Here is a 13,772-nt window from a genome sequence, read left to right as displayed (position 1 = left end):
GGGTGAAGTCTTCGGCTTATTTGCTGAAGGGCTTATATGGGACAAAAACTTGTAATTGTAGAATCACCGGCAAAAGCGAAAACTATTAAGAAATACTTAGGTTCTACTTATGTTGTAGAGGCTTCCATGGGACACGTTAGAGATCTTCCTAAAAGCCAATTAGGCGTTGATTTAGAAAATAACTACAATCCTAAATATATAACAATTAGAGGTAAAGGTGATCTTTTAGATAAATTAAGAAAAATGGCAAAGAAAAGTGATAAAGTATTCCTTGCAACGGACCCTGATAGGGAAGGAGAAGCTATATCTTGGCATTTAGCTAAGGCATTAAATCTAGATACAACTTCAACATGCAGAATAGAATTTAATGAAATTACTAAAACTGCAGTAAAAAATGCAATAAAAAATCCTAGAGCTATCAATGAAAATTTAGTGGACGCACAACAAGCGCGAAGAATATTAGATAGATTAGTTGGTTATCAAATAAGCCCTATATTATGGCGAAAGGTTAAATGGGGACTAAGTGCTGGTAGAGTTCAATCTGTAGCATTAAAAATAATTTGCGATAGAGAAGAGGAAATTTTAAATTTTGTTCCTAAGGAGTATTGGACAATTGCTGTAGATTTAAAAAAGGCTAAAGAAAAAAGTACTTTTCAAGTAAAACTTACAACACATAAGGGTAAAAAGATAGAAATTGAAAATGAAGAGCAATGTAAGAAAATCATAGATGAACTTAGTAATAACGACTTTGTAGTAAAGCAAGTAAAGAAAGGGAGTAAGATAAAAAATCCACTACCGCCTTTTACTACTAGTACTTTACAGCAGGATGCTAACAGAAAGCTTAATTTTTCCACCAAAAAAACCATGTCTTTAGCTCAACATTTATACGAAGGTGTTGAAGTAAAAGATAAAGGATCTATAGGTTTGATAACTTATATGCGTACAGATTCGGTGAGAATATCTGAAGAAGCTCAAAGTAGTGCCTTAAACTTTATAAGCACTAATTTCGGTAGCTCTTATGTGCCAAAGGAAAAGAGAATTTACAAGGGAAAGAAAAATTCCCAGGATGCTCATGAAGCTATAAGACCAACTTATGTGGAGTTAACCCCAGATGCTTTAAAAGATAGCTTAACACCAGATATGCTAAAGTTATATACTTTGATTTGGAATAGATTTATAGCTAGTCAAATGGCTTCTTGTATAATGGATGTTATTTCTGTAGATATAGCAAATGGCGATTATTTATTTAAGGCTAGTGGTTCTAAAGTTCAATTTGATGGATTTATGAAAATTTACGAGTATACAAACGAAGAAGAAGCGGAAGGTATAAGTATACCAGAGTTAGAAAATAACGAGATTTTAGAAAGAAAAAAAATAATAGATAAGCAACATTTTACTCAACCACCAGCAAGATTTACTGAAGCTTCCTTAGTAAAAGTCTTAGAAGAATATGGTATTGGACGACCAAGTACATACGCCCCTATCATCACTACCCTATTAGAAAGAAAATATGTTCAAAGAGAAAAGCGAAATCTTCTGCCAACGGAATTAGGAGTAATAGTCAATAAAATAATGTGTGAATATTTTAAAGAAATAGTAGATGTAGATTTCACTGCAGAACTAGAGAATAGATTAGATTATATAGAAGAAGGTAAAGAAAAATGGCAAAACACCGTTGACCTTTTTTTTAAACCTTTAAAAGAATCTATAGACATAGCAGAAAAAGAAATTAATAAAATCACAATTGAGGATAAGATAAGTGATGTTCCCTGTGATAAATGTGGTAGAATGATGGTTATAAAGCAGGGACGTTTTGGAGAATTTTTAGCTTGTCCTGGTTATCCTGAATGTAAGAATACTAAAGCTATAGTTGAAGAATTAGATGTGGCTTGCCCTAATTGTAAAGGTAAAATAGTAGTTAAAAGAAGTAAGAAGGGCAGAAAGTTTTACGGTTGTGAAAATTATCCTGAATGTAATTTTGTAAGTTGGTATGAACCTACAAATAGGCGATGTGAAAAGTGCAATAGTATGATGGTATTAAGATATAGTAAAGCTAAAGGAAATTATTATGAATGCTCTAATGCGGATTGTAAACACCAAGCAATAGAGAAGCAAAACAGTAAATAGTTAAATTATAAATTTTATATTGATTAAAAAATTTTTTTAAAATAGGGATTTAGGCGGAGATAACTATTGAATCTAATCCCTATTTTTATTTTTTGATAAAAAAAGCCTTTTAAATTGCTATTAACTAGTTATTCTGTAAGAAATAAAGTTGAAAAACTTTAAAGGGTGTGATATTATAAATGCGGCAATCAAAAACAATTCTGAAACTTTAAAATTTTGCAACAATTAAAACAATAATAGATAAAAGTTGCGATGAACTAGGAGGTAAAATAATGTCTTCGCTATTAGATAAAACAAGAAAACTAAATAAAATATTACAGAAATCTGGTGCTGAACCAGTAGTATTCGATGATATATGTAAATTGCTAAGTGAGGTCTTATCTTGCAATGTTTACGTAATTAGTAGGAAAGGTAAGATTCTCGGTTACAATTTTGCAGGTGACTTTGAATGTGATATCGTAAAGAAAACAATTATTAGTGAAATGAGATTTCCGGAGAGTTATAACAAAAAGTTGTTAAATATTAATGAAACCTTATCAAATTTATATAATGAAGGTATTTGTGCCTTTATGGAAGAAGGGGAATGTAATTTAGATAATAAGGTATCTACCATAGTACCTATAGTGGGAAATAGAGAAAGACTTGGTACTTTATTATTAGCTAGATTTGGAGAAGAATTCACAGATAACGATTTAGTCTTAGCAGAATATAGTGCAACCATTGTAGGCCTAGAGATTCTAAGAGCTAAAACCGATGAAATTGAAGAAGAGGCTAGAAAAAAGGCAATAGTACAGCTAGCGATTGGAACTCTTTCTTATTCTGAATTAGAAGCTGTTGAACATATATTCAATGAGCTAGATGGTAATGAAGGATTATTAGTAGCTTCTAAAATTGCAGATAAGGTAGGCATAACCCGTTCAGTAATTGTAAATGCTCTTAGAAAGTTTGAAAGTGCTGGGGTTATTGAGTCAAGATCTCTTGGTATGAAAGGAACTCATATAAAAATATTGAATGAAAAACTAGTTGAAGAATTAGCTAAAATAAAATAAGAACAACATTAAAAAAGTTATTGAAGATAATCATTCCTTATGATATACTACTGGAGTGAGAAAATACACACATCATCCAATTCACAAAATGGTGCTGAAAAGTCTTTTGTGAGAATGAAGATGATGGAGGAAAAACCAAGGAGGTAAAAACATGTCAGTTATTTCAATGAAACAATTATTAGAAGCAGGTGTTCATTTCGGACATCAAACAAGAAGATGGAACCCTAAAATGGCTCCATACATATTTACAGAAAGAAATGGTATTTATATCATTGATTTACAGAAAACTGTAAAGAAGATTGAAGAGGCTTATGAATTTGTTAAGTCTATTTCCGCAGAAGGAAAGGATATCCTTTTTGTAGGAACTAAAAAGCAGGCTCAGGAAGCTATAGAAGAAGAAGCAATCAGATGTGGAATGCATTATGTAAAGAATAGATGGTTAGGTGGAATGCTAACTAACTTCAGAACTATTAAGACAAGAATTAAGAAGCTTGAAGAATTAAAGAAGATGGAAGAAGATGGAACTTTCGAACTTCTACCAAAGAAAGAAGTAATTAAGTTAAAGCATGAAGAAAAAGAATTAGAAAAGAATTTAGGCGGAATTAGAAACATGGCAGATAACAACATAGGTGCAATATTTGTTGTAGATCCTAGAAAAGAAAGAAATGCTGTTTCTGAAGCTAAAATTTTAGGTATACCAGTAGTTGCAATTGTGGATACTAATTGTGATCCAGAAGAAGTAGACTATGTAATACCAGGTAATGATGATGCTATTAGAGCAGTTAAACTTATCACATCAAAAATAGCTGATGCTGTAATAGAAGGTCGTCAAGGAGAACAATTAGCTGAGTAATCTTGCTAGAGGTAGGTGGAGCTATGCTTCATTTACCTTTTAAATTAACGTTAATAGGGAGGAATATTACATGATAACTGCGCAAATTGTTAAGGAATTGAGAGAGAGAACCGGAGCAGGAATGATGGACTGCAAAAAGGCATTAACTGAAACTAATGGCGATTTGGAAAAAGCTATAGAAGTTTTAAGAGAAAAGGGATTAGCCGCAGCTGCTAAAAAGGCTGGAAGAATTGCAGCTGAAGGTTTAGTAGAAACATTTGTATCAGAAGATTTGAAATCTGCAGGTATTGTAGAACTTAACTGTGAAACAGATTTCGTAGCTGCTAACGAAGAATTTATCAATTTTGCTAAAAACTTAGCAAAGCAAGCTGCTAGCACAAATGCAAATACTATAGATGAATTTGTAAATGAAAAATACATAGCTGATGAAAGCACTACAATTAAAGACACAACAACTGTACTTATAGCAAAAATTGGAGAAAATATGAATGTTAGAAGATTTGAAAAGTTTTCTATCGAAGAAGGCTTAATTCAGAGCTATATTCATGGTGGCGGAAGAATCGGTGTGTTAGTTGAAGTTGCTTGCAAAGTTCAAAACGATGTTGTTAAGACAGTAGCAAAAGATGTAGCTATGCAAATAGCCGCTGCTAACCCATTATTCTTAGATAAGGATAGCGTTGATGCTGAAACTTTAGAAAAAGAAAAAGAAATTTATAGAGTACAGGCAGCTAATGAAGGTAAGCCGGCAAATATAGTAGAAAAGATGGTAGAAGGAAGAGTTAAGAAGTACTTTAAAGAAGTTTGCTTGTTAGAACAAGTTTGGGTAAAGAATCCTGACTACACAATTACTAAGTATATTGAAGAAAAATCAAAGGAAGTTGGCGCACCAATAACTGTAACTAGATTCGTTAGATTTGAAAGAGGAGAAGGTATAGAGAAAAAGGAAGAAAACTTTGCTGAAGAAGTACAAAAACAAATGCAGCAGGTTAAGTAAAAAAAGGGACACTGCAGTGTTCCTTTTTTTCAAGTATTTAACTTTCATTTGGAGGGATTAAGATGAGCTCAAAATATAAAAGAATCATGCTTAAATTATCTGGTGAAGCTCTAGCAGGCCCACAAGGATACGGTATTGATTTTGAAGTAGCATCTAGAATAGCAAAAGAAATAAAAGAATTAGTTGATATGGGAATAGAAGTAGGAGCTGTAGTAGGCGGCGGTAATATATGGAGAGGTAGAAACGGTAATGGTATGGATAGAACCACTGCAGATTATATGGGAATGCTTGCTACTTGCATTAACGCTATGGCTCTTCAAGATTCTTTAGAGTCTATTGGAGTTATGACAAGGGTTCAGACAGCTATTGAGATGAAAGAAGTTGCAGAACCTTATATAAGAAGAAGAGCTATGAGACATCTAGAGAAGGGTCGAGTGGTAATATTTGCGGCAGGTACTGGTAACCCATATTTTTCAACAGACACTACTGCTGCATTGAGAGCTGCTGAAATAGAAGCAGATGTAATTCTTTTAGCTAAAAAGGTAGATGGAGTATACGATAAGGATCCTCATAAGTATTATGATGCAAAAAAGTTTGACGAATTAACATATATTCAGGTTTTAGAAAAGGGTCTTCAGGTTATGGATTCCACTGCTACTTCCTTATGTATGGACAATAACATTCCTATAATTGTATTTTCTTTAGATGAACCCGGTAATATAAAGAAGGCTGCCATGGGAGAAAAAATTGGTACTATAGTATCAAAAGTATAAAGGAGGTTATTATGATAAAGGAAATAATAAGTAAAGCTGAAGAAAAGATGTCAAAAACTATTCAAGTTCTAAAATCTGATTTAGCTACTATGAAAGCTGGTAGAGCTAATCCAACCATGCTAGATAAAATTGAAGTTGAATACTACGGCAGTATGGTACCTATTAATCAAGTTGGTAATATTTCAGCTCCTGAACCTAGAATGCTTCTTATACAACCTTGGGAAAAAAGTTCTTTAAAAGCTATCGAAAAAGCAATATTAAAGTCTGATTTAGGACTTAATCCAACTAATGATGGCTCTGTTATTAGAATATTAATACCTGAATTAACTGAAGAAACAAGAAGAAATTTAGTAAAGCAAGTGAAGAAGACAGGAGAAGATGCTAAAATTGCAATCAGAGCTATCAGAAGAGATGCTAATGATAAGGTAAAAGCTTTAAAGAAAGATGGCGAATTTTCAGAAGATGAGATAAAGAAAGCTGAAGATGATATTCAAAAAATAACAGACAATTTCATAAAAGAAGTAGATAAAATTATTGAGGTAAAGGAAAAAGAAATAATGACAATATAAACCTGCACTTTGCAGGTTTTATTTCTAATATCATTAGTGTTGTGAGGATGTGCTGTGTATGTTTTTATTTCGTAAAAATAAAAAAGAGAAGGATAATCTTCTAAATGACAATATACCAAAACACATTGCAATAATTATGGATGGAAATGGAAGATGGGCGAAGGCTAGAAATCTCCCTAGAACTATGGGACACAGAGCCGGTGTAGAAACTATCCGTCGAATTGTTAAAGAATGTAATAGGATTGGTGTTAAATATTTGACTTTGTATGCTTTTTCTACAGAAAATTGGAAAAGACCAAAAGATGAAGTTAATGCATTGATGAAATTACTGTTAGAATATTTAAAACAGGAAGTAGAAGAGTTACATAAAAATAACGTAGTAGTGAATCATATTGGTGATATTTCTAAATTACCGGAAGCCTGTCAAGAAGAGTTAATAAAAGCCTACGAAAAGACAAAAAACAATACCGGTGTTGTACTTAGTCTTGCACTAAATTACGGTGGACGTGATGAAATAATTCATGCCGTAAAAAATATGATAGGTCAATATAAAGAAGGTAAAATTGATATAAATGATATTAGTGAGGAATCTTTCAGTAATTATCTATATACAACAGGTATTCCTGATCCTGATTTAGTCATAAGACCAAGTGGTGAAAAAAGAATAAGTAATTTCCTATTATGGCAGAGTGCTTATTCTGAATTTTGGTATTCAAGTATTTATTGGCCAGATTTCACTGAGGAGGATTTACACCAGGCTATAAAAGATTATCAAAACAGAGATAGACGATTCGGCGGCGTTAAGTAAGGGGGGATATGCGGTGAATAATAGATATATAGGTGCGCTTTTAATTTCACCTTTTTTCATATTTATCTTTTTAGGTGGTAATTACTTAGCTGTTTTTATTATGCTTATTTCTTTAATTGGTATCCATGAGTATTTTAATGCTATAAAAGCAAAAGGTTTTAAACCATTATTCCTTATAAGTTACGTTGCGACAGTAATTTATTATGTTTTATTATTGTTTAACCGAAATGGAGAACATATCGGTAGTTTTCTTGTAATCTTAACATTAGTTTTATTATGTATACCTGTAATTAATATTAAGTTTACCTTTGTTGACTCCGCATTAAGTTTACTTGCGGTTTTATATGTTTGCATTTTCTTTAGTTTTATACCCTTGATAAATTTTAAAGTTGGAGGCAATGTACTAGTTTGGTTAGTCTTTATTACTTCATGGGGCTGTGATGTTGTGGCCTATTATTGTGGAAGGGCTTTTGGCAAACGAAAACTTTGTCCGAAAGTTAGTCCAAAAAAAACTATTGAAGGTTCTATAGGTGGAGCTTTAGGTGCAGCTATAATAACTTTATTATTTGGGATTTTTATGGAAGGCAAATTTCATATAATGGGTCTAGCACATTATGCAATAATTGGTTTACTTTGTGGAGTTGTATCTCAATTTGGTGATTTAGTAGCCTCTTCAATTAAAAGGTATGTAGGTATTAAGGATTATAGTCATTTAATACCAGGTCATGGTGGTATTTTAGATAGATTTGATAGTATAATCTTTTCATCTGTTGTGATATATTATTATTTAACCATAATAGTTAATATTTGATGTTTGGAAAAGGAAAGTAGTATAATAGTTTTATTCCCTATACTACTTTCTTTTTTTATATTTATATAAATAGTAATAGTATAGAATTAATTAGATCTTTAATAATTATATTGCTTAATTAATTAGAAAAATATATTATTATTAATGTATCAATAAATAGTTTATTAGTACATATATTTGAGGTGATATATTGAAAAACATAACTTTATTAGGAGCAACCGGTTCAATAGGTACTCAAACTTTAGACGTTATAAGACAAGAAAAGGATAAATTTAAGCTAATTGCAATTTCAGCTTATAGAAGTTTAGATAAAATGGTTTCAATTATTAATGAATTTGAGCCCAAATACGCAGTTTTAATGGAGGAAGACGCTTATAATAAACTTAAAGATTATTGTGAAAATAACAAAAGAAGTACACAGGTACTTTTCGGCATGGATGGATTAATAGAGATAGCAGCAATTCCTGAAGTTGATATAGTTGTCACTGCATTAGTAGGTATGGTAGGTATCCAACCTACATTAAAAGCTATTGAAAATGGAAAAGATATTGCTTTAGCTAATAAGGAGACTTTAGTGGCAGCAGGACAAATTGTAATGGAAAAGGCAAGGACTCATAATGTGAATATTTTTCCTGTAGATTCGGAACATAGCGCCATATTCCAATGTTTACAAGGTAATTCCCTTGAAAGGATAAACAAAATAATATTAACTGCCTCAGGAGGTCCATTTAGAGGTAAGAAATTCGAAGATTTGCAATATGTAAAGAAGGAAGCGGCTTTAAAACATCCAAATTGGAGTATGGGGAAGAAGATATCTATAGATTCAGCAACACTTATGAATAAGGGTCTTGAAATAATTGAAGCCCATTGGTTATTTAATCAGCCTTATGAAAAAATTGAACCTATAGTTCACCCTGAAAGCATTATTCATTCTGCAATAGAATATACAGATGGCAGCATAATAGCTCAATTAGGAAATGCAGACATGAGACTTCCTATACAGTACGCTCTTAATTATCCTAACAGAGGTGACATGATTGTAGAATCTTTAGATTTAACAAAGATAGCTAAACTTACTTTTGAGAAACCAGATTATGATAACTTCCCTTGTCTTAAGCTTGCTATTGAGGCAGGAAAATGTGGAGGACTAATGCCAACTATATTAAATAGTTCTAATGAATCTGCTGTGGATTTATATTTAAAGGATAGAATAAATTTTGGCCAAATTTATAGTATAATTAATGAATGTATGAATAAGTTTGATTATACAAAAGAGTGCACTGTAGAAAATATATTATTAACACAGAGGCTGGTTTCAGATTATATTACTACCAAATACTTATAGGAGGTATAAAAGTGAATATTGTATATATCCTAATGGGTTTATTAGCTTTTAGTTTATTGATTATAGCTCATGAATTTGGGCATTTTATCGTAGCTAAATTAAACGATGTAAAGGTAGAAGAATTTTCTTTAGGTATGGGGCCTAAAATTATAGGAATTAAAGGAAAGGAAACAGAATATTTAATTAAGGCTTTACCAATAGGTGGCTATGTAAAGATGCTTGGAGAAGAAGAAAAGACCGATGATCCTAGAGCCTTTTCTAACAAGTCCCCATTGAGGCGATTAAGTATAGTTTCTGCAGGTCCAATTATGAATATTTTATTAGCTATTTTGTTCCTTGCTATAATTGGATATAAATCAGGAGTAAGTACTACACAGATAAGTACGGTATTAGATGATTCACCGGCTAAAATAGCAGGAATTATGGTTGATGACACTATTAAAGAAATCAATGGTGAAAAAATATCTACCTGGGAGGATCTTTCAAATATTATAAATACTAATGGAGATAAAGAACTAAATATTGTTATTGAAAGAGATTCTAATTTAATTACTAAGACAGTAAAACCAGTATATGATGAAGAAAGTAAAAGCTATAAGATAGGAGTAGCTTCTAAGGTTGTTACTCCATCCATTGGTCAAAGTATATCCTATGGATTTAAACAAACTATAAGCCTCACAAAGTTAACTTTTTCAGCTTACGCTACTATATTTAAAGGTAAAGCAAAAATGGATGACTTTGGTGGCCCTATTACTATATTTAGGTTGTCTACAAAGGCTGCAGAATTAGGAATATTACCATTATTATATTTGATAGCTATTATTAGCGTACAACTGGCTATTTTTAATATTATTCCTTTCCCTGCTTTAGATGGTGGTTGGATTTTAATTTTTCTTTTAGAAATAATAACAAGAAAGAAAATTAACGAGAAGGTAGTGAGCGTAGCTAATTTTGTAGGTATTTCAATTTTAATGTTATTAATGGTAGCGGTGCTCTTAAAAGATATCTTCTTCCCAGTTCAATTTTAGAGGATGTGATTAGATGGAAAGACGAAAAACAAGAAAGATAAAAGTTGGTAATATTTTTATAGGTGGAGATGCACCTATAACTGTTCAGTCAATGACTAACACCGATACACGGAACATAGAAACTACTGTAGATCAAATAAAGAGATTGCAAATAGCTGGTTGTGATATTATTAGATGCGCAGTTCCTGATGAGGAGGCCAGTGAAGCTTTAAAGAAAATAACAAAGCAGATTAATATACCTTTGGTAGCAGATATTCATTTTGATTATAGATTAGCTATAAATGCTATCAACAATGGGGTATCTGCTCTTAGGATTAATCCTGGAAACATAGGTAACATGGAAAGAGTAAAGTTGGTAGCAGAACATGCTTTAGATAAAGGAATTCCTATAAGAATAGGTGTAAATAGCGGTTCTTTAGAAAAGGAGCTATTATCCAAGTATGGTAAGGTATGTCCTGAAGCTTTAGTAGAAAGTGCTTTGAGACATGTGGATATATTAGAAAAGGTGAATTTTCATGATATAGTTATATCAATAAAGTCCTCAGATGTGCTACAAATGATTGAAAGTTATAGATTAATTTCTAAGCAGGTAGAATATCCTCTACATATTGGAGTAACAGAAGCGGGCACAACTTGGAGAGGTACCATAAAGTCTAGCGTAGGAATTGGAACTCTTCTTGCAGAGGGAATTGGAGATACAATACGAGTATCTTTAACGGATGATCCATTAGAGGAAGTTAGGGTAGGAAAAGAAATTCTAAAATCTTTAGGTATAATTAAGCAAGGAATTACCTTTGTTTCTTGCCCTACCTGTGGAAGAACTCAAATTAATCTTATAGAATTAGCTCATACTATTGAAGAAAAGCTAAAGGATTTAGATAAAGATATAAAGGTAGCTATAATGGGCTGTGTAGTTAACGGACCTGGGGAAGCACGAGAAGCAGATATAGGTATTGCTGGAGGAAATGGAGAAGGTCTCATTTTTAGAAAAGGTGAAATAATAAGAAAGGTTAAAGAAGATCAATTAGTTGAGGCATTAATGGAAGAGATAGAAAAGATGTAGAAGCTTGTTAACTTTAATTTATCCTTGTAATAATTTACTGTCTATGTTACAATAACAATGATGAATTACTATATTTTCGGCTTAAGGAGTGGGATGTTAAACAAAACCCGCTCTTTCTATTTGTTTTAACACGCAACTAATGTTGCGTTTTTCATTAGGTCCTAATAGAAACTGCTATATAGAGTAGAATATAAATAGGATCATTAAGAGGAGGGATATTTTGAAAAAACAAGTGTTGCTAGAAAAGTTAAATAAACTAATAGAACCTATTGTTGTTGGTTTAGGATATGAATTGTATCATATTGAGTATAAAAAAGAAGATGGAGAATATTATTTAAGAGTTTATATAGATAAGGAAGGTGGTATTAGCTTATCTGACTGCGAAAAAGTTAGTAGGCCTATAAGTGACATGCTAGATGTTGAAGATCCCATTTCAGATAGTTATTACTTAGAAGTATCTTCACCAGGTATCTTTAGGGAGTTATTTAATGATAAACATTTGGAAAAGCATATTGGTGACACTGTAAAAATTGTGTTTAACGGTGTATTCAATGGGGCAAAATCTTTAATAGGTAATTTAAAATCCTTTGATAATGATAATATTTATATAAGTATAGAAGAAAATGAAGTAATAGTACCAAGAGAAAAGATTAAATCAATAAGTCTTGAGGGGAGTTTAAAGGAGGGTAATACCAATGAATGAGGAATTTATTGGGGCTTTAAGGGAGATAGTAAAGGAAAAAGGAATTAGTGAGGATCTTTTGTTTACAACAATAGAGGACGCATTAGTGGCTGCTTATAAGAAAAATTATGCAACTGCTGGAAGTGCTGCTCAAAATGTAAGAGTAAGTATGAATAGAGAAACAGGAGAAATTCATGTTTATTCTCAGAAAAAAGTATCTGAGGATGTGCAGGATGAATTAAATGAAATATCCTTGGAGGAAGCAAGAAAGATAAACCCTAGATACCAAATAGGTGATGTTGTTGAATTGGAAGTTACTCCACGAACCTTTGGAAGGGTAGCAGCCCAATCAGCAAAACAGGTAGTGGTTCAGAGAATCAAAGAAGCTGAGAGAAACATAATCTATAATGAATTTGTTGAGAAAGAATTTGATATTATTACTGGTATAGTAATTAGAAAAGATAAAGGCAATGTTTTTGTAGACTTAGGCAAAATTGAAGCTGTTTTAGGACCAAATGAACAAATGCCAGGAGAAGAATACAATTTTAATGAAAGATTAAAATTGTATATTGTTGAAGTTAAAAATACAACAAAGGGTGCACAAGTAATTGTATCAAGAACTCATCCAGGTCTAGTAAAACGTCTTTTTGAATTAGAGGTTCCAGAGATTTACGAAGGAATAGTAGAAATAAAGAGCATTGCTAGAGAAGCTGGTTCAAGAACAAAAATTGCAGTAAGTTCTAATGATGAAAATGTGGATCCTATGGGAGCCTGTGTTGGACCACGAGGGACAAGAGTACAAAATATTGTTAATGAATTGAAGAATGAAAAAATCGATATTATAAAGTGGGATAAGTTACCAGAAGTCTATATAGCTAATGCCTTAAGTCCAGCTAAGGTTTTAGATGTTTCAATTAATGAAGAACTTAAATCTGCACAAATTATTGTAGATGATTCACAGTTATCTTTAGCCATAGGAAAAGAAGGACAGAATGTTAGATTAGCAGCTAAACTTACTGGATGGAAGATAGATATTAAGAGTAAATCTCAAGTGGAGAATATGGAATAAGATAGGAGGTTTCTTGGTTGAAAGTAAGGAAGATACCTTTAAGAATGTGCACTGGATGCATGGAAATGAAACCTAAAAAAGAACTGGTAAGAGTAGTAAAAAACAAAGAAGGGGAAGTTTCCATGGACTTAACAGGCAAAAAGCCAGGCAGGGGAGCTTACATTTGTAGAAGTATTGAGTGTCTGGAAAAGGCCTTTAAATCCAGAAGATTAGAAAAGAACTTAGAAACTAAAATATCTGAAGAGCTGTATGAAAATTTAAAGGGAGAAGTTGTTGATGAAGGATAATTTTCTTCAGTTTTTAGCTTTAACAAAGGGTGCAGGAAAGTTAATTGAAGGCTATAACAAATGTGAAGAAAAGATAAAACATGGTAAAGTATTTCTTTGTATTCTGTCTAAAAGCCTTTCTGAAAATTCATATAAAAAATTTAAAAATCTTTGTGAGAAAAAGAATATAAAGTATATTTATGACTACGATAAGGAAGAATTAGGCAGTATATTAGGAAGAAAAGAAATTAATGTGCTCGGCGTTATTGATAGCAATATGAGTACAAGGTTGATGGAAATTTATAATGCCAACCAAAATAACCGGGGGTGAATAT

The 13,772-nt window shown here is 32.1% G+C and carries 15 protein-coding genes; all 15 read left to right on the top strand.

Features of this window, described 5'->3' with window-relative positions; translation table 11 throughout:
• Window positions 1-36 precede the first annotated feature (36 nt).
• The 15 genes from topA (at window position 37) to N3C_RS02470 (ending at window position 13,768) form a co-directional block, all read left to right on the top strand.
• Entirely contained in the window at window positions 37-2,127 is a 2,091-nt protein-coding gene (gene topA, locus N3C_RS02540; RefSeq protein WP_074364506.1) for a type I DNA topoisomerase, read from the top strand.
• A 272-nt stretch (window positions 2,128-2,399) separates the two neighbouring features.
• Window positions 2,400-3,176: a GTP-sensing pleiotropic transcriptional regulator CodY gene (codY, locus tag N3C_RS02535; RefSeq protein WP_074364505.1), complete on the top strand. Its 777-nt coding sequence runs from the start codon at window positions 2,400-2,402 to the stop codon at window positions 3,174-3,176.
• A gap of 151 nt (window positions 3,177-3,327) precedes the next feature.
• Window positions 3,328-4,029, top strand: a complete 702-nt coding sequence (gene rpsB, locus N3C_RS02530; protein WP_074364504.1) for a 30S ribosomal protein S2 — start codon at window positions 3,328-3,330, stop codon at window positions 4,027-4,029.
• A gap of 70 nt (window positions 4,030-4,099) precedes the next feature.
• Complete coding sequence (tsf, locus tag N3C_RS02525; protein ID WP_074364503.1) at window positions 4,100-5,023, top strand: translation elongation factor Ts; 924 nt, start codon at window positions 4,100-4,102, stop codon at window positions 5,021-5,023.
• A 62-nt stretch (window positions 5,024-5,085) separates the two neighbouring features.
• The gene (gene pyrH / locus N3C_RS02520; protein ID WP_074364502.1) at window positions 5,086-5,796 is read left to right on the top strand and encodes a UMP kinase; all 711 of its coding nucleotides are present in this window, start codon (window positions 5,086-5,088) and stop codon (window positions 5,794-5,796) included.
• 11 nt (window positions 5,797-5,807) lie between these two features.
• Complete coding sequence (gene frr, locus N3C_RS02515) at window positions 5,808-6,365, top strand: ribosome recycling factor (protein ID WP_074364501.1); 558 nt, start codon at window positions 5,808-5,810, stop codon at window positions 6,363-6,365.
• Window positions 6,366-6,423: 58 nt separating this feature from the next.
• Entirely contained in the window at window positions 6,424-7,173 is a 750-nt protein-coding gene (locus N3C_RS02510) for an isoprenyl transferase (RefSeq protein WP_074364500.1), read from the top strand.
• 13 nt (window positions 7,174-7,186) lie between these two features.
• Window positions 7,187-7,984: a phosphatidate cytidylyltransferase gene (locus N3C_RS02505; protein WP_074364499.1), complete on the top strand. Its 798-nt coding sequence runs from the start codon at window positions 7,187-7,189 to the stop codon at window positions 7,982-7,984.
• A gap of 190 nt (window positions 7,985-8,174) precedes the next feature.
• Entirely contained in the window at window positions 8,175-9,329 is a 1,155-nt protein-coding gene (gene dxr, locus N3C_RS02500) for a 1-deoxy-D-xylulose-5-phosphate reductoisomerase (RefSeq protein ID WP_074364498.1), read from the top strand.
• A gap of 32 nt (window positions 9,330-9,361) precedes the next feature.
• Window positions 9,362-10,357: a M50 family metallopeptidase gene (locus tag N3C_RS02495; protein WP_074364618.1), complete on the top strand. Its 996-nt coding sequence runs from the start codon at window positions 9,362-9,364 to the stop codon at window positions 10,355-10,357.
• A 13-nt stretch (window positions 10,358-10,370) separates the two neighbouring features.
• Complete coding sequence (gene ispG / locus N3C_RS02490; protein WP_074364497.1) at window positions 10,371-11,420, top strand: flavodoxin-dependent (E)-4-hydroxy-3-methylbut-2-enyl-diphosphate synthase; 1,050 nt, start codon at window positions 10,371-10,373, stop codon at window positions 11,418-11,420.
• Between the two features lie 220 nt (window positions 11,421-11,640).
• Entirely contained in the window at window positions 11,641-12,123 is a 483-nt protein-coding gene (rimP, locus tag N3C_RS02485; RefSeq protein ID WP_074364496.1) for a ribosome maturation factor RimP, read from the top strand.
• Complete coding sequence (gene nusA, locus N3C_RS02480; protein ID WP_074364495.1) at window positions 12,116-13,171, top strand: transcription termination factor NusA; 1,056 nt, start codon at window positions 12,116-12,118, stop codon at window positions 13,169-13,171. The genes rimP and nusA overlap by 8 nt, the downstream gene beginning before the upstream one ends.
• Before the next feature lie 17 nt (window positions 13,172-13,188).
• Window positions 13,189-13,458, top strand: a complete 270-nt coding sequence (gene rnpM, locus N3C_RS02475) for an RNase P modulator RnpM (RefSeq protein ID WP_074364494.1) — start codon at window positions 13,189-13,191, stop codon at window positions 13,456-13,458.
• On the top strand, window positions 13,448-13,768 hold the full coding sequence (locus tag N3C_RS02470) for a ribosomal L7Ae/L30e/S12e/Gadd45 family protein (protein WP_074364493.1): 321 nt from the start codon (window positions 13,448-13,450) through the stop codon (window positions 13,766-13,768). Before rnpM ends, N3C_RS02470 begins: the two co-directional genes overlap by 11 nt.
• Window positions 13,769-13,772: the final 4 nt, after the last annotated feature.

The organism is Clostridium sp. N3C (genome assembly GCF_900095445.1).
In the GTDB taxonomy this organism is placed as follows: Bacteria; Bacillota; Clostridia; order Clostridiales; family Clostridiaceae; genus Clostridium_AU.
The sequence above is the reverse complement of the archived record's forward strand: the minus strand, read 5'-3'. Positions and strand labels throughout refer to the sequence as shown.

Excerpts from the sequence above, each read along its gene's own strand:
- frr (WP_074364501.1), top strand. The coding sequence starts at position 5,808 with ATGATAAAGGAAATAATAAGTAAAGCTGAAGAAAAGATGTCAAAAACT.
- N3C_RS02510 (WP_074364500.1), top strand. The coding sequence starts at position 6,424 with ATGTTTTTATTTCGTAAAAATAAAAAAGAGAAGGATAATCTTCTAAAT.
- codY (WP_074364505.1), top strand. The coding sequence starts at position 2,400 with ATGTCTTCGCTATTAGATAAAACAAGAAAACTAAATAAAATATTACAG.
- pyrH (WP_074364502.1), top strand. The coding sequence starts at position 5,086 with ATGAGCTCAAAATATAAAAGAATCATGCTTAAATTATCTGGTGAAGCT.
- N3C_RS02495 (WP_074364618.1), top strand. The coding sequence starts at position 9,362 with ATGGGTTTATTAGCTTTTAGTTTATTGATTATAGCTCATGAATTTGGG.
- tsf (WP_074364503.1), top strand. The coding sequence starts at position 4,100 with ATGATAACTGCGCAAATTGTTAAGGAATTGAGAGAGAGAACCGGAGCA.
- N3C_RS02470 (WP_074364493.1), top strand. The coding sequence starts at position 13,448 with ATGAAGGATAATTTTCTTCAGTTTTTAGCTTTAACAAAGGGTGCAGGA.
- nusA (WP_074364495.1), top strand. The coding sequence starts at position 12,116 with ATGAATGAGGAATTTATTGGGGCTTTAAGGGAGATAGTAAAGGAAAAA.
- topA (WP_074364506.1), top strand. The coding sequence starts at position 37 with ATGGGACAAAAACTTGTAATTGTAGAATCACCGGCAAAAGCGAAAACT.
- ispG (WP_074364497.1), top strand. The coding sequence starts at position 10,371 with ATGGAAAGACGAAAAACAAGAAAGATAAAAGTTGGTAATATTTTTATA.
- rpsB (WP_074364504.1), top strand. The coding sequence starts at position 3,328 with ATGTCAGTTATTTCAATGAAACAATTATTAGAAGCAGGTGTTCATTTC.